This is a genomic window from Pseudomonas sp. PDM25, assembly GCF_019219045.1.
Lineage (GTDB): Bacteria > Pseudomonadota > Gammaproteobacteria > Pseudomonadales > Pseudomonadaceae > Aquipseudomonas.
Genome location: NZ_JAHUWL010000010.1, coordinates 130,242 through 146,600, shown reverse-complemented (window position 1 = coordinate 146,600; position 16,359 = coordinate 130,242). Strand labels below are relative to the sequence as shown.

Genomic DNA, 16,359 nt, shown 5'->3' with positions numbered 1-16,359 from the left:
TTGCTCGCGAAGAGGCCCGCACAGGCACCAGAAGCCTCAAGGCCTGCCGAGCAAATGACTCATCGCAGTCTTGAGCTTCATCGGCCGCACCGGTTTGTGCATCAGGGTGTGGCCCAGTTCGCGGATCTGTTGTTTGAGTTCGTTGCTGTAGTTGGCGGTGATCATCATCGCCGGAATCGCCGAGCCGCGACGGGCGTTGATCCGGGCCACGGCATCGACGCCGTTCTGATCGTCATTGAGGTGATAGTCGGCGATCAGCAAGTCCGCCTCTTCGTGATAGTTGTCCACTTGCCGCGCCAGGTCCTCCTCGGACAGCGCCGTGACCACCAGACACCCCCACCCTTCGAGCAACGTGCGCATGCCGGCGCAAATGGCTGCGTCATTGTCCAGCACCCACACCCGCGCCCCACGCAGACGCTCGAGCATCGGCTCACTCATCAGCAAGCTCGGCAGCGCCTTGGGTGCCGTGGCGCTGAGCGGCACTTCAACCGAGAACATCGAGCCTTTGCCCGGCCATGAACGCACATGAATGCGATGACCGAGAATCCCGGCAATCTTTTCCACGATCGCCAGACCCAGGCCCAAACCGCGATCCTGATCGGGACGCTGCACATCACCGCGTTTGAATTCCTGAAAAATCTCCTCGAGGCGGTTTTCGTCAATGCCCATGCCGCTGTCCCAGACCTCGATCGACAGGCGCTGGTGTTGACGCCGGCAACCGAGCACCACACGACCGCTGTAGGTGTAGCGAATGGCGTTGCTCAACAGATTTCGAAGAATCCGCGCCAGCAACTGAATGTCGCTGCGCACCAATGCCGAACAGGGGATGAAATGCAGCTCCAGGCCTTCGCTGCGCGCCACCTGGGTGTACTCGGCCGCAAGGTTTTCCAGCAATTCGCTCAGGGCAAACGGCGCAATGTCGGCCTTGATCACCCCGGCATCCAGCTTGGAGATGTCGACCAGCGTACCCAGCAGGTTCTCCACGTCTTCCAGGGAATTGCTGACATTGCGCACCAAAATGGCATTGGCCACCGGCTCCCGCCGTTCGAGCAACGCGCTGGTAAACAGCCGCGCAGCATTGAGCGGTTGCAGCAGGTCATGACTGACGGCAGCGAGAAACTTGGTCTTCGACAGGTTGGCCTGTTCGGCCTCGAGCTTGGCTTCACGCAGGCGAGATTCCGCCCGCCGACGCTCGTCGATCTCGCGCAGCAACTGGTCATTGAGCGTAGTCAGTTCCGCCGTGCGTTCGCGCACCCGCAACTCAAGATTCTGATAGGCCTGGTGCAGCGCTTCGGCGGTGCGGCGGCGTTCGGTGATGTCGCGGATCAACACGAAAATCCCCACCACTTCCCCGGTGGCCAGGCGATTGGGCACGTAGGAGCGCAGCATGTAGCGCTCCTGATTGTTGATGTTGGTTTCAGCGACCTCGAACGTCACGCTCTCACCGGCCAGGGCCCGGGCCACGTAGGCTTCCAGGCGCTGGTAATGCTGTTCGCTGTGGACTTCGCGCAGGCTCTGCCCAAGCATCACGCCCCGAGGCCAGCAGTACCATTCTTCATACACCTTGTTGGTGAACTCGTAGACCAGATCGGCATTCAGGTAGGCAATCAGCGCCGGCACATGGTCGGTAATCAGGCGAATCCAGCGCTCGCTTTCGCTCAGCGCTTCGGCGTGTTGGTAGCGTTCGGTGATGTCGGTGAAGGTGTTGACGAAACCGCCAGTGGGCAACGGATGGGTGCGGATTTCCAGCACCCGGCCATCGTAGAGGCGCTGCTCGCATTCCTGCACGTGGCGCCCGTTCAGATCCCGACTGGCCGGGGTCAGCAAGTTCAACTCGCTGTCGCCGATCACTTCGGCAAACAGACGATGGGCCGCCACCGGGGCCAGGCCGCTGAGTTCGAGGAAACGCCGGTTCCACAACTCCAGAATGCCCTCGGCGTTGACCATGGCCACGCCTTGGGACAGGTTATCGACCGCCCGTTGCAACAAATGGGATTTCTGCGCCACCGCCTGCTCGCGGCGCACGGTTTCGCTGAGTTTGACGTCAGTAATGTCGGTGAACAGGATCACCCGCCCGCCTTCCTGGGTGGGGCGTTCGCTGACTTGCAACCAGCGACCGTCCTGCAGGCGATAGAGCAGGTTTTCGTCGGCATGCCCGCGCGGCTCCTCAGTGAACAGCCCGGTGGCGGACATCAGTCGCTTGACCTCGGCCAGGCGCATGCCGGCGTTGATCCGCACCCGGCTGTTGCTCCAGAACGCCTTGAAGCGGCTATTGAACAAGACGATTCGCTGGTCCGCATCGAACAGCACGAACGCGTCGGAAATGCTCTCGATCGCATCGATCAAATGCTGATGCGCGGTTTCCGCCCGCAGGCGTGCCTCGCTGAGCAAGTGATTGCCCGACTTGAGCTCGGCCATGGCCTGGTTCAAGGCATCGGTGCGCTCACGCACCTGCTCGGCCAGCACCACCGAATGCTGGAACGCCGCGTACGGGTCATTGCCGCGGGTGATGCCGGACTCGATCCGCTCGATCAGCGCGCCATTGATGCGCTGCAGTTTGTGGTTGTCGCGCTGCAGGCTGGCGATCTGGGCCTGAAGCTCAACGGTGTCCAGGGGACCGGCCTCGGGCAATGGCAACCCCGGTGAAGGTCTGGTTGATGTGCATGCCATTGAACTGTTCTCCGTAGGTGTTGAAACCCATCACCCGTTGGTCACGCAAAAACGATCCGATCTGCTCCAGACGGCCGCCGTCCTCCAGTTCCAGACGCCTGAGAAAGCAGTCGCAGCCGATGGTCAGCAACAGATCGCCGAGGCGCTCCTGCAAGCCTTCGAACAGGGTTTGCAGATTCGGCAGCATCGGGCCGGGCGTCATGACGGTGAGGACGATGCCGTTTTCCACCGCGCAGTAGAAACTCAGGCTCAGGTCCGGGTGAACCTGCTGGATCGCCCGCACGTAATATTGATCGTTGATCCGTACGGCCAAGGGGTGCGCAGCGAAGATCCGGTGATCGAGCTCCGCCACCGGCACACCGATGTGCCGGGCGTACTCCTCGGCGGCCGGCTCGGCATTGAGTTCAAAGACCCGACGCGAGGCGCTGTCGGCCCCGGTGACCACCAGTTTTTCTGCTCGGGGCAGGATGTGGTGGGTGGTGAAGACTTCAAAGTCGAGCCAGGTATTGACCAACACCACCACGGCCGCGCCGCTGTGGAACTCGCCATTGAAATAGACGTGGGTGTGGGTCAGGTAATTGTCGTCGCCGGCCGAACCGCCGAAATGCGGGATGTCGCCCAACGCTGCACTCAGGGCCGCGAGGACCATTTCTTCACGGCTGGACAAGCCATCGAGCAGAGTCAGGGCAAAGCTGTTGCCCTTGATCGGCGCCAGGGTGTTGCTGCGACAGCCACTGACCAGGCGCTCGACCATTTGCTGGGCGTCGATCAGGCTGAAGCGCTCCATCTCGCAGATCAGTTCGGCGTCGATGGAGAAATGCCGGTGGTCGAAGCCGACCGCGGTCACGCAGTTGCGGCCGTAGCCCAAGGGTGTGATTTCCCCGGCGCTGGTGCAACCCACCAGGCGAATGCCGCCGAAGCTTTGTTGCAAGGCCTGGCCCAGCGCCTGCAAGTCGTACTCGGCGGAACAGAAGAACAGCACGAAACCCAGGTGCGGATGCAACAGTTGTCGCGCCAGCTCCTGCGCCACTTGCTGGGCATCGGTGGCCTGGGACATGGCACTGACCACACCTTCACTCTGGACCTGCTGCATCGTCGCCTCCCGCAGGTGCGCATGTATGAGGTTCGAGTGTACGAAGCCTGTGAGCTGCTACGTATGCTACTTGGGTAGCGGTCAGGCGCTTCGATGGGATGAGAGTCTGCAATGAGTTCATGATGGCCGACGCTTTTGTGGCGAGGGGACTTGTCCCCGTTGGACTGCGCAGCAGTCCCCTCCGGTCGATGCGCAACCGAAGGGGGCCGCTTCGCGACCCAACGGGGACAAGTCCCCTCGCCACAGGTGAGCGGCGTTGCTACAGGGTTACCAGGTCAGCACCGCCCCCACCGCAAAGGTGTCGGTGTCTTCGTCCTGGGCATTGGTGTCGTGGCCGTTGATTGCGAACTGGTTGTACTCGGCCACCAGCTTGAGGTTGTCGTTGACGTCATGGAACAGCGCAATGCCGCGCGTTTCGTAGTCCGCGCCGCTGCCGACCACGCCATTGCCGTCATCGTTGGTCTTGCCATAAGACAAGGCCAAGCGGTTCTTGCCCAGTTTGTAGGAACCCTGCAGCAGGTAACCGTCACTGTCGACGTTGCGCAGAACCGGCTCGCCGGCGTTGTTGGTAAAGAACGGGTTGATGCCCTTGGCCTGGAAGCCGGAGCCGGTGAGGGACAAGCCGCCCATTTTCGCCTGCACGCCATAGCCGACGCCTTTGGAGGTGACGGACTGGACGGTGGAATCGGTATTGTCCGACGTCTGGTAGCTGCCGTTGACCCAGCTGTAAATCTTCGCCCCGGCGAGGTCGAACTGATAGGTGATCTCGCTCTCGGTCCGCGGGTTCTCCTGGTAAGCCTTGCCTGTCGGACTGCTGTCGTTGGTGTCCACCGGGTCCATGATCCCCACGGCCACCCGCAAACCCTCCATCACCGGCGTGCGGTAGGTGATCTGTGACGTCGGGAACGGGTACGGATAACCCGTGCCGATGTTGCCGAACGACACCCCGCCACCGTCCACCAGCCCCAGGGTATCGCTGACCTGGCCGTAACCGGCGAGCATTTCATCCAGCAGAATGTTGGAACGGGCGAACAGGCCAAAGTCCTTGCCGATCAGCACTTCGCCCCACTCCGGGTTGGCCACCGTGCCGTAGAACTGCCGCACGTCGATGGCGGTGTCGGTGCCGTTGGTTTCGCTGTCGTTGATGGTCACCCAGAAGGAGGACCGGGCGCCGAGCTTGAGGTCGTCGACCTGCTTGCTCATGTTGAAGCCCAGATAGTTGGGCAGAAAACCCATCTTCACCCGCGCCTGTCGCCGGTCGAACTGGTCGCCGGCACGGTCCACTTTGCTGTTCACATAGAAGGCGTTGATGTAGCCGTCGGTGGAAAACGTGGTCTGGTCCTTGTCGTACAACACGATCTCGGCTTGGGCCATCGAGCTCAAACCGAGGGTCGAAAGGCTGGCGATGAAGGCAGGCAAGAAACGATGCTTGATGTTCTTATTGTTGTGCATGACGCGCTCCGCAGCGGGGGACTGGATGTCGGAGGCGATTATCGAAAGCTGACCGGCGGCGTCATACGCTGCCTTGGAGGCGGTTTTGAAATGCTTTGGAGTGGCCGGTGATGCGCGACAAGTTCGGTGTAAGACCGTCCGTCGACGAGGCCCGGAACTTAAGGCGTACGCCTGTGGAACGGACTGGCGTCCACAGGAACCGGTACTGGCTATACGCCCGCTCTAAACAGCATGTAAGCGGCGACCACGACACAGATACTGGCGAAGCCGATCTGCAATCCCCGGGCCGGTACTCGCGCGCAAAGTCTGCGGCCAATGATCATGCCGACGATGCTCGCGACGATAAACGCCACGCCCAAACCGTCGATTCGCACCCCGGCCTGAAACGCGCCGATCACGCCGATGGCGGAAATCAGGCTGATGACCATCAAGGAAGTGGCGACGATTCCACGCATCTGCACGTCAGTCAGCTGCTTGAACGCCGGGACGATCAGGAAGCCGCCACCGACCCCGAGCAGCCCGGAGACCACACCGGTCACCGCGCCCAATGCCGCGAGGGTCGCGGTGCACTTGGCGGTCCAGGAAAAGCGCCCGGTCTGCTGGTCGAGCATGCAGTTCTTCTGGCCCCAGTTGGCGTGGCCGTGGTCGCTTGGACCTTCGTCCTGGCGCTCACGACGCAGCATCCGCCAGGCCACCATGACCATCAGCAGGCTGAACAGGATCATCAGGATTTTTTCCGGCAACTGATGGGCGAAGTAGATGCCAATCGGCGAAAAAATCGCCCCCAGCAGGGCGATCAGCAGCGCGGCCCGGTAGCGCACCAGGCCATGGCGCAACCCGTCAATGGCGCCGACAGCCGCCGCACTGCCCACCGCGAACAATGCGACCGGCGCGGCTTGCGTCATGGTCCAGCCCAACCCCAATACCAGCGCCGGCACCGCAAGAATGCCGCCACCGGCCCCGGTCAAACCGAGTACCAACCCCATCACTACGCCAAAAAAACTCGCCAGCAACATAAAACACTCGTGATCTGCAAAAAAGCCGGGAGCGCCCGGTATCGATGACTGACAGGATAGAGCCCGCGCAGTTTTTTTCATTAATTGAATTGATGCGGGCTGGTCAGCGCAGGGAAAATGAAACTACCCTCATGGCTTGTCCTAAAAGAAAACGGCCACCATGCCCGCCTTGATTGAAGCTTTTTTAGACCCTGCCTCTTCGACCTACAGCTACGTCATCTACGAGCACGATGGCGGGCACTGCGCCATCGTCGACCCGGTGCTCGACTACGACCCCGCCGCCGGGCGAACCGCCACCACCCAGGCCGACAAGATCATCGCCTTCGTTCGCCAACATCAGCTGCAGGTGCAATGGCTGCTGGAAACCCACGCCCATGCCGATCACCTGTCCGCTGCGCCTTATCTGCGGCGGGAACTGGGCGGAAAGATTGCGATTGGTCAGTCGATCAGCAAGGTTCAAGGGGTGTTCAAGACCCTGTTCAATCTTGAACCGGAGTTCTGTGTCGATGGTTCGCAGTTCGATCACCTGTTCGCGCCGGACGAATCGTTCAGGATCGGCAATCTCAAGGCCACGGCCCTGCATGTTCCCGGTCACACGCCAGCGGACATGGCTTATCTGATCGACAGCGATGTGATTCTGGTGGGCGATACGCTGTTCATGCCGGACGTAGGCACCGCGCGTTGCGACTTTCCCGGCGGCAATGCCAACCAGATGTTTGCCTCGATTCACAAGCTGCTGGCGTTCCCGGCCAGCGTTCGACTGTATGTCTGCCACGACTACCCGCCCGAGGGTCGTAAACCGCAGTGCATGAGTACGGTGGGCGAACAGCGCAAGAGCAACATTCACATTCATGACGGCATCGACGAAACCGCGTTCGTCGCCATGCGCACCCGGCGTGATGCGGGGTTGGGAATGCCGACGCTGTTGCTGCCGGCGATCCAGGTGAATGTGCGGGCGGGGAATTTGCCGCCGGCCGAGGGCAATGGCGTTACTTACTTGAAGATCCCCCTGAATAAACTCTGAGTTCGATCGTTCCCCCGCTCCGTAGCAACTGTCGTTGTGGCGAGGGGATAAATCCCCTCGCCACAACGACAGCTGCGACAGGGGATTTGCGTTTAGTTGTTGAGGGTCAGCCCATTCGCCGGCAACGGCAGCGCGGTTTTATAGCGCACTTGCTTGAGCGCAAAGCTCGAGCGGATGTTGGCGACGCCGGGGACTTTGGTGAGGAAGTCCATCATGAAACGCTCCAGCGACTGAATGGTTGGCACCAGCACCCGGATCAAATAGTCCGGGTCGCCGGCCATCAAATAGCACTCCATGACTTCCGGGCGATCCGAGATCGCCTCCTCGAAATGCTGCAACGCCTCCTCCACCTGTTTTTCCAGGCTGACGTGAATGAACACGTTCACATGCAGCCCCAGCAAATCGGCATCCAGCAGGGTCACTTGCTCACGAATCAAGCCCAATTCTTCCATCGCCTTGACCCGGTTGAAGCACGGGGTTGGCGACAGGTTGACCGAGCGTGCGAGGTCGGCGTTGGTGATGCGCGCGTTCCCCTGAAGGCTGTTCAAAATGCCGATATCGGTACGGTCCAGTTTGCGCATGAGACAAAACCACCTGTTTTTTATGTTTATGCAGATTTTTTATCCTCAAATGATCGCCAGCGCAACGAAACACAGAGAAATATTCTTCTTGGCCCGGCCTATGATTGTTGTAGGACAAGAATTCTTTCACCGAAGAATGACGGTCAGCTCACTACAAAAAATTCACAAGATCGAGCGTAGAAGCCATGAACCAAGCGTACGAACCGCTGCATCTGCACGTTCCCGAACCATCGGGCCGTCCTGGCTGCAAAACCGACTTCTCCTACCTGCGTCTGACCGACGCCGGTACGGTGCGCAAACCCCCAATCGACGTTGAACCGGCCGACACCGCTGATCTGGCCAAGGGCCTGATTCGCGTGCTCGATGACGAGGGCAATGCCCTCGGTCCTTGGGCTGAAGGCGTGCCGTCCGAGATCCTGCGCAAAGGCATGCGCGCCATGCTCAAGACGCGGATTTATGACAACCGCATGGTGGTCGCCCAGCGTCAGAAAAAAATGTCGTTCTACATGCAGAGCCTTGGCGAAGAAGCCATCGGCAGCGGCCAGGCCCTGGCGTTGAACGTCGATGACATGTGCTTCCCGACGTACCGCCAGCAAAGCATCCTGATGGCGCGCGAAGTGCCGCTGGTGGACCTGATCTGCCAACTGCTGTCCAACGAGCGTGATCCGCTCAAGGGACGTCAGCTGCCGATCATGTATTCAGTCAAAGACTTCGGCTTCTTCACCATTTCCGGCAACCTCGCCACCCAGTTCGTGCAAGGCGTGGGCTGGGGCATGGCCTCGGCGATCAAGGGCGACACCAAAATCGCCTCGGCCTGGATCGGCGACGGCGCTACCGCTGAATCCGACTTCCACACCGCCCTCACCTTCGCCCACGTTTACCGTGCGCCAGTGATCCTCAACGTGGTCAACAACCAGTGGGCAATCTCCACGTTCCAGGCGATTGCCGGTGGTGAAGCCACTACGTTTGCCGGTCGTGGCGTCGGTTGCGGCATTGCCTCCCTGCGGGTCGATGGCAACGATTTCGTCGCGGTCTACGCCGCCTCTGCCTGGGCCGCCGAACGCGCCCGCCGCAACCTCGGCCCGACCATGATCGAATGGGTCACCTACCGCGCCGGTCCGCACTCGACTTCTGATGATCCGTCCAAATACCGTCCTGCCGACGACTGGAGCTACTTCCCGTTGGGCGACCCGATTGCGCGTCTGAAGCAGCACCTGGTGAAAATCGGTCAGTGGTCCGAAGAGGAACACGTCGCCGTCAGCGCCGAACTGGAAGCCGAAGTGATCGCCGCGCAGAAAGAAGCCGAGCAGTACGGCACCCTCGCCGGCGGCCAGATTCCGAGCGCCGCGACCATGTTCGAAGACGTCTACAAAGAGATGCCGGAGCACTTGAAGCGCCAGCGTCAAGAGTTGGGGATCTGACATGAACGATCACAACAACAAAATCGAGTTGGAAACCGCCATGACCACGACCACCATGACCATGATCCAGGCCCTGCGCTCGGCCATGGATGTGATGCTTGAGCGTGACGACAATGTCGTGGTGTTCGGCCAGGACGTTGGCTACTTCGGCGGCGTGTTCCGTTGCACCGAAGGCCTGCAGAACAAGTACGGCACCTCCCGCGTATTCGATGCGCCGATCTCCGAAAGCGGCATCGTCGGCGTCGCCGTCGGTATGGGTGCTTATGGTCTGCGGCCGGTGGCCGAGATTCAGTTCGCCGATTACGTTTACCCTGCATCGGACCAGATCATTTCCGAAGCCGCCCGCCTGCGCTATCGCTCGGCCGGCGAGTTCACCGCACCGATGACCCTGCGCATGCCTTGCGGCGGCGGCATCTACGGCGGCCAGACCCACAGCCAAAGTATTGAAGCGATGTTCACCCAGGTCTGCGGTTTGCGCACGGTCATGCCGTCCAACCCTTACGACGCCAAAGGTTTGTTGATCGCCTCCATCGAAAACGATGACCCGGTGATCTTCCTCGAGCCAAAACGCCTGTACAACGGCCCGTTCGACGGTCACCACGAACGCCCGGTTACCCCGTGGTCGAAACACCCGGCCGCGCAAGTGCCGGACGGTTACTACACCGTGCCACTGGACGTCGCCGCGATCACCCGTCCGGGCAAGGACGTCACCATCCTGACGTACGGCACCACGGTTTATGTGTCGCAAGTGGCGGCTGAAGAAACCGGTATCGACGCTGAAGTCATCGACCTGCGCAGCTTGTGGCCACTGGACCTGGAGACCATCGTCAAGTCGGTGAAGAAAACCGGCCGTTGCGTGATCGTTCACGAAGCGACCCGCACCTGCGGTTTCGGCGCCGAACTGGTCGCCTTGGTGCAAGAACACTGCTTCCACTACCTGGAAGCGCCTATCGAGCGCGTCACCGGTTGGGACACTCCCTACCCGCACGCACAAGAGTGGGCGTATTTCCCTGGTCCGTCCCGAGTGGGCGCGGCTTTGCATCGGGTTATGGAGGTCTGAATGGGCACGCACGTTATTAAAATGCCGGACATTGGTGAAGGCATTGCAGAAGTTGAACTGTCTCAGTGGCACGTCAAAGTCGGCGACATGGTCGTCGAAGATCAGGTACTGGCCGATGTCATGACCGACAAGGCAATGGTCGACATCCCGTCGCCGGTGAACGGCAAGGTGATTGCGCTGGGCGGACAGCCTGGCGAAGTCATGGCGGTTGGCAGCATCCTGATCAGCATTGAAGTCGAAGGCGCGGGCAACGTTAAAGAGTCGGCTCAGCCTGCACCTGTTAAAGAAGCTCCGGTGGCGGCGCCGAAAGTTGCCGCTACTGTTGAAAGCAAACCGGTCGCCGCTGCAGCGCCGCGAGCGGCCGTATGCCAAGGCCCAATGGTCGCTCGCGAAGCTGATGAACGTCCGCTGGCCTCCCCGGCCGTGCGCAAACATGCGCTGGACCTCGGCATCCAGTTGCGTCTGGTGCGTGGCACCGGCCCCGCCGGCCGGGTGTTGCACGAAGACCTCGAGTCTTATCTGGCCCAGGGTCAGCAGCCGCAATCCACCGCTGCCGCTGCTTACGCCCAGCGCAATGACGAAGAGCAAATCCCGGTCATCGGCATGCGCCGCAAGATCGCCCAGCGCATGCAGGACGCCACTCAGCGCGCCGCTCACTTCAGTTACGTCGAAGAAATCGACGTCACCGCCGTGGAAGAACTGCGCGCTCATCTGAACGAAAAACACGGCGCGACCCGCGGTAAGCTGACCTTGCTGCCGTTCCTGGTCCGCGCCCTGGTTGTTGCCCTGCGCGACTTCCCGCAGATCAACGCCCGTTACGACGACGAAGCCCAGGTCATCACCCGCCTCGGCGCCGTGCACGTGGGCATCGCCACCCAAGCCGAGATCGGTTTGATGGTGCCGGTGGTCCGTCACGCCGAAACCCGCAGCTTGTGGGACAGCGCTCAGGAAATTTCTCGCCTCGCTACCGCTGCCCGCAATGGCAAGGCCAGCCGCGATGAATTGTCCGGTTCGACCATCACCCTGACCAGCCTCGGCGCCTTGGGCGGTATCGTCAGCACCCCGGTGCTGAACCTGCCGGAAGTGGCGATCGTGGGCGTCAACAAAATCGTCGAACGCCCGATGGTCGTCAAAGGCCAGATCGTGATTCGAAAGATGATGAACCTCTCCAGCTCCTTCGATCACCGCGTGGTCGATGGCATGGACGCGGCGCAATTCATCCAGGCCATCCGTGGCTTGCTCGAACAACCCGCAACCTTGTTTGTGGAGTAAGACATGCAGAATTTGAGCACCACGCTGCTGATCATCGGCGGCGGCCCTGGCGGTTATGTGACGGCGATTCGTGCCGGCCAGCTGGGCATTTCGACCATTCTGGTGGAAGGCGAATCCCTGGGCGGCACGTGCCTGAACATCGGCTGCATTCCGTCCAAGGCGTTGATCCACGTCGCCGAACAGTTTCACCAGACTCAGCATCACAGCCAGCACTCGGCGCTGGGCATCAGCGTGTCAGCGCCGACCCTCGATATCAGCAAGAGTGTCGAGTGGAAGGACGGCATCGTTGATCGCCTGACCACGGGCGTTTCGGCGCTGCTGAAAAAGAACAAAATCCAGGTTATTCAAGGTTTTGCGAAAGTCATTGATGGTAAAACCGTAGAAGTCGGCGACACGCGCATTCAGTGCGAGCACCTGGTGCTGGCCACCGGCTCGAAAAGCGTGAACCTGCCGATGCTGCCGATTGGCGGCCCGATCATCTCCTCCACCGAAGCCCTGGCGCCGACGTCCGTGCCGAAACGGCTGATCGTGGTCGGTGGCGGTTACATCGGTCTGGAGCTGGGGATTGCCTATCGCAAGCTCGGCGCCGAGGTCAGCGTGGTCGAGGCTCAGGATCGCATCCTGCCGGCCTACGACGCCGAACTGACGCAGCCCGTGCATGACGAGCTGAAAAAACTCGGCATGAAGCTTTACTTGAAGCACAGCGTTCAAGGCTTTGATTCTGTTAGTAATACACTTCAAGTTCTTGACCCGAATGGCGACACCTTGAACCTGGAAACCGATCAGGTACTGGTGGCCGTCGGCCGCAAACCGAACACCCAGGGCTGGAACCTCGAAGGTTTGAACCTGGACTTGAACGGCTCGGCGATCAAGATCGACAACCGCTGCCAGACCAGCATGCGCAACGTGTATGCCATTGGCGACGTGAGCGGCGAACCGATGCTCGCGCACCGGGCCATGGCTCAGGGCGAGATGGTGGCCGAACTGATCAGCGGTAAATCCCGCGAGTTCAACCCCACCGCCATCGCCGCCGTGTGCTTTACCGACCCGGAACTGGTGGTGGTCGGCAAGACCCCGGACGACGTCAAGGCCGCGGGTCTGGACTGCATCGTTTCCAGCTTCCCGTTCGCCGCCAATGGTCGGGCGATGACGCTGGAATCGAAAAGCGGTTTCGTACGGGTCGTAGCGCGACGTGACAATCATGTGATTGTCGGCTGGCAGGCGGTCGGTGTGGGCGTGTCGGAATTGTCGACGGCGTTCGGTCAAAGCCTGGAAATGGGCGCCCGGCTGGAAGACATTGCCGGCACCATCCACGCGCATCCAACGCTCGGCGAAGCGGTACAGGAAGCGGCGTTGCGAGCTCTTGGTCACGCGCTGCACCTGTGATTCAGAACAATTGATGGCGGCAGAGATGGCCCCATCGCTAGCAGGCTAGCTCCCACATTTGGAACGCGTTCTCCTGTGGGAGCTAGCCTGCTAGCGATTTCTTGAGGCCAACTCGATTTATCTGTCTGTCATCCGATAGTCCGGGCTGCGAAACAGGCCCGGAATGAAGTATTGTTGTCCCCATCCAGAAAAACGTCAGAAGCCTTGAACCGTTTCGGCGGTTGTTAAGCGATAGAGGGTGTCATGGGTAACGAAAGCATCAATTGGGACAAGTTGGGTTTTGACTACATCAAGACAGACAAGCGCTATCTGTCGCACTGGCGTAATGGCGAGTGGGACAAAGGCACCCTGACCAAAGACAATGTGCTGCACATCAGCGAAGGTTCCACTGCCCTTCACTATGGCCAGCAATGCTTCGAAGGGCTTAAGGCCTATCGTTGCAAGGACGGTTCGATCAACCTGTTCCGCCCGGACCAGAACGCCGCCCGCATGCAACGCAGCTGCGCGCGCCTGCTGATGCCACACGTGTCCACCGAGCAGTTCGTCGAAGCCTGCAAGGAAGTGGTCCGCGCCAACGAGCGTTTCATCCCGCCTTACGGTACCGGCGGCGCGCTGTACCTGCGTCCGTTCGTGATCGGCGTGGGCGACAACATCGGCGTGCGTACCGCCCCCGAGTTCATCTTCTCGATCTTCGCGATCCCGGTCGGTGCCTACTTCAAGGGCGGCCTGACCCCGCACAACTTCCTGATCTCCAGCTACGACCGCGCCGCCCCACAAGGCACCGGTGCCGCCAAGGTCGGTGGTAACTACGCGGCCAGCCTGATGCCAGGTTCCCAGGCCAAGAAAGCCCACTTCGCCGACTGCATTTACCTGGACCCGATGACCCACACCAAAATCGAAGAAGTCGGCTCGGCCAACTTCTTCGGGATCACCCACGACAACAAGTTCGTCACCCCGAACTCGCCGTCCGTCCTGCCGGGTATCACCCGTCTGTCGTTGATCGAGCTGGCCAAAACGCGTCTGGGCCTGGAAGTGGTCGAAGGCGACGTGTTCATCGACAAGCTGTCCGACTTCAAGGAAGCCGGTGCTTGCGGTACTGCCGCAGTGATCACCCCGATCGGCGGCATCAGCTACAAAGACAAACTGCACGTGTTCCACAGCGAAACCGAAGTCGGCCCGGTCACCCAGAAGCTCTACAAAGAGCTGACCGGTGTACAGACCGGCGACATCGAAGCGCCAGCGGGCTGGATCATCAAGGTTTGATTTGACGGGGCTTGATCCCAAGCGGCACATAACCCATCCATCGCTGTGGCGATGGGTGGGTTTTTTATTGCGTTAATGGCACGGGATGGAACCTTGCAGTTCTCGTATGCGTTCAAGCATGTTTTCTGGGCAATGTTGCTTTAGGGATTCCACGTCAATCGGCTTTGGTGGTGAAGCTAAAAACCGAGCAATGGCCTCCTTGTCAAACTCTTCAAAAATATAGAAGCGGCTAGGATCATAAAAGTACAAATCCTTGACGCCTTTATTAGTAGTAATTAGTTTTTTGTCAAAAAAGGCCGCCTCTAAGGCTCGAAGCGTGAGGCCAGATTGCCCGGGCTGATTGATCTCTATCAGCACGTCAGCATCAATTACCTTCTGAAGGTTTTCCTCATACGGCAATACTGAATCAGTATGATATTTCGATAGCGGGACGGATGACTCATCCTTCACGATTTGAAATTTAATGCTACAACCCAAGCTCTCAAGATCATTAGCCATACTTTCTATCAGGTGAGCGCGACCTTTATCCCTACCAAGAAAAAAACAAGTGATACGGGGGGATTGCTCCAGCCTTTCGGTATTCAGCTTTCTTGCTGCTTCTGCATTGAAAGGAAAGAACTGCTCCAGGTAATCGATACCAAACAAACGGCACTGGTCCGGGTCGAAGCTATAGATTTTGTCGAAAAGTTTTCTCATTTCATCGACAAAGGCCGCATCCACCAGATCTCTGATCAGAAGAACCTTTAAGCCTCTGAAAGTGCTGATAACACTAGGGTTTAATCCGCGTCTAACTTGCCCCTCATTACAGATCAGTATGTCTTTGGTACTTACAGATTTACTCGCATTGACCCACCTCCCTAGCCAGGCTGTTGACATAGTTAGCGGGATTTTTTTTTGAAGTGATCTTAGAGTGCGGTTGATTCTTTTGGCGTAAGCCGGAATGTGGAACATATGAACATCATGCTTTTCAGCAAGACCATCGATCATAATCTGCTCATATCGAGCTTTCCAGCCTAAAAAAAACACTCTCATATCATAGTTCTCAGGTGCATAGCACATTGCCATTTAGCAAGTAGTTTGACACAACACCCTCCAATTGGTGAAACCGGTTCACCACGCAAGTATTCGATAACATCAAGAACCTGCTGGTGTGTATTCATCCTGAGCAATGCGGGCAAACAACCACTCCACAAACACCCGAGTCTGCGCCGTCACGTCCGGCGCGACACCGTAGTAATAACGCGGCAATGGCATTCGCAACTCGGGCAACGGGCAAATCAGGCGACCGCTCGAGAGGTGGGTGCCCAGCAAAGAGGTCGGGCACAAGGCAATGCCCTGACCTTCCACGGCGGCCTCAAGCACTCGGTGCATGTGGTCAAACTGCCGGGTGACCTGAGTGGCTGACTGGCCTTGAGCAAAATGCAGGGCCCAGTTGTGCCAATCTTCGCGACGCGCCTTGGCGGTCAATAACGTGTGCCGGCTCAGGGACCTGAGGTCTTCAAGGGCCAGGCGCTCGATCAGCGAGGGTGCTGCGACCAGCAATAGTTCGTCTTCGAAGAGGACTCGCGCCTCAATCGCCGGCGCCCAATCGTCACGACCACGGCGAATGACGATGTCGAACCCGTCGCGCGCATGATCGGGTGCCTGGGTTTGGGTCATCACTTGCGGTTTGATGTCCGGGTGCTGCGCAATGAAATCTTCCAGTCTGGGCGCTAGCCAAAGCATCGCAAAGGATGGGCGGACATTGATCTTCACGGTCGGCAGCGACGCATGTTGCTTAAGCGCAGCTGCGGCGTTGGCGATCTGCGTCAACCCGGCACTGACCTGCTCATAAAAGCGCTGCCCGGCCGGCGTCAACACCGATTGACGGACACGCCGCTCAAACAGCAGCACACCCAGGTGCTCCTCAAGCAATTTGATGTGTCGGCTGACGGCACTGTGACTGACATGCAGCTCCTCGGCCGCCAGGCTGAAACTTTGATGGCGAGCAGCAACGGCGAAGGCGCGAACAGCATTAAGCGGCGGTAGTGGATTGATCATGTGTCTAATTTAGTCACATATGCGGCGCAATTAAAGCGTTTGTCACGCTCTCGTCGTCACGCCAATCTGCTCGCACGCAGC

At 59.4% G+C, this 16,359-nt stretch carries 13 protein-coding genes; 6 read left to right on the top strand and 7 right to left on the bottom strand.

Annotation, left to right across the window (positions count from 1 at the left end):
• Positions 1-36: 36 nt before the first annotated feature.
• The 4 genes from nahK to KW848_RS20035 form a co-directional block, all read right to left on the bottom strand.
• Complete coding sequence (gene nahK, locus KW848_RS20050) at positions 37-2,631, bottom strand: hybrid sensor histidine kinase/response regulator NahK/ErcS' (protein ID WP_218537909.1); 2,595 nt, start codon at positions 2,629-2,631, stop codon at positions 37-39.
• Positions 2,600-3,763: a nitric oxide-sensing protein NosP gene (gene nosP, locus KW848_RS20045; RefSeq protein ID WP_218537843.1), complete on the bottom strand. Its 1,164-nt coding sequence runs from the start codon at positions 3,761-3,763 to the stop codon at positions 2,600-2,602. The genes nahK and nosP overlap by 32 nt, the downstream gene beginning before the upstream one ends.
• Before the next feature lie 267 nt (positions 3,764-4,030).
• Positions 4,031-5,215 carry a porin gene (locus KW848_RS20040; protein WP_111452210.1) on the bottom strand — a complete coding sequence of 395 codons (1,185 nt, stop codon included), beginning with the start codon at positions 5,213-5,215 and terminating at the stop codon, positions 4,031-4,033.
• Between the two features lie 209 nt (positions 5,216-5,424).
• A complete protein-coding gene (locus KW848_RS20035) occupies positions 5,425-6,231 on the bottom strand; it encodes a sulfite exporter TauE/SafE family protein (protein WP_134097263.1) in 807 nt (268 codons plus the stop codon).
• A 160-nt stretch (positions 6,232-6,391) separates the two neighbouring features.
• Between KW848_RS20035 and KW848_RS20030 the strand changes: the two genes are divergently transcribed.
• Positions 6,392-7,255 (top strand): MBL fold metallo-hydrolase, encoded by an 864-nt coding sequence (locus KW848_RS20030; protein ID WP_218537842.1) that lies wholly within the window; start codon positions 6,392-6,394, stop codon positions 7,253-7,255.
• 92 nt (positions 7,256-7,347) lie between these two features.
• Here KW848_RS20030 and bkdR read toward each other — a convergent pair whose 3' ends face one another.
• Positions 7,348-7,836, bottom strand: coding sequence for a Bkd operon transcriptional regulator BkdR (gene bkdR, locus KW848_RS20025; protein WP_218537841.1), 489 nt, complete (start codon positions 7,834-7,836; stop codon positions 7,348-7,350).
• A gap of 185 nt (positions 7,837-8,021) precedes the next feature.
• Here bkdR and KW848_RS20020 point away from each other — a divergent pair, with 185 nt between their 5' ends.
• The 5 genes from KW848_RS20020 (at position 8,022) to KW848_RS20000 (ending at position 14,238) form a co-directional block, all read left to right on the top strand.
• Positions 8,022-9,257, top strand: a complete 1,236-nt coding sequence (locus KW848_RS20020) for a 3-methyl-2-oxobutanoate dehydrogenase (2-methylpropanoyl-transferring) subunit alpha (RefSeq protein WP_008149726.1) — start codon at positions 8,022-8,024, stop codon at positions 9,255-9,257.
• A 1-nt stretch (position 9,258) separates the two neighbouring features.
• A complete protein-coding gene (locus KW848_RS20015; protein ID WP_008149725.1) occupies positions 9,259-10,317 on the top strand; it encodes an alpha-ketoacid dehydrogenase subunit beta in 1,059 nt (352 codons plus the stop codon).
• A complete protein-coding gene (locus KW848_RS20010; RefSeq protein WP_192409546.1) occupies positions 10,318-11,589 on the top strand; it encodes a dihydrolipoamide acetyltransferase family protein in 1,272 nt (423 codons plus the stop codon).
• 3 nt (positions 11,590-11,592) lie between these two features.
• Positions 11,593-12,975 carry a dihydrolipoyl dehydrogenase gene (gene lpdA / locus KW848_RS20005; protein ID WP_218537840.1) on the top strand — a complete coding sequence of 461 codons (1,383 nt, stop codon included), beginning with the start codon at positions 11,593-11,595 and terminating at the stop codon, positions 12,973-12,975.
• Between the two features lie 243 nt (positions 12,976-13,218).
• A complete protein-coding gene (locus tag KW848_RS20000; RefSeq protein ID WP_218537839.1) occupies positions 13,219-14,238 on the top strand; it encodes a branched-chain amino acid aminotransferase in 1,020 nt (339 codons plus the stop codon).
• Positions 14,239-14,310: 72 nt separating this feature from the next.
• On the opposite strand, the gene KW848_RS19995 is transcribed toward KW848_RS20000, so the two are convergent.
• Positions 14,311-15,225, bottom strand: a complete 915-nt coding sequence (locus tag KW848_RS19995) for a hypothetical protein (RefSeq protein WP_218537838.1) — start codon at positions 15,223-15,225, stop codon at positions 14,311-14,313.
• A gap of 147 nt (positions 15,226-15,372) precedes the next feature.
• Positions 15,373-16,278, bottom strand: coding sequence for a LysR substrate-binding domain-containing protein (locus tag KW848_RS19990; RefSeq protein WP_218537837.1), 906 nt, complete (start codon positions 16,276-16,278; stop codon positions 15,373-15,375).
• Positions 16,279-16,359 lie beyond the last annotated feature (81 nt).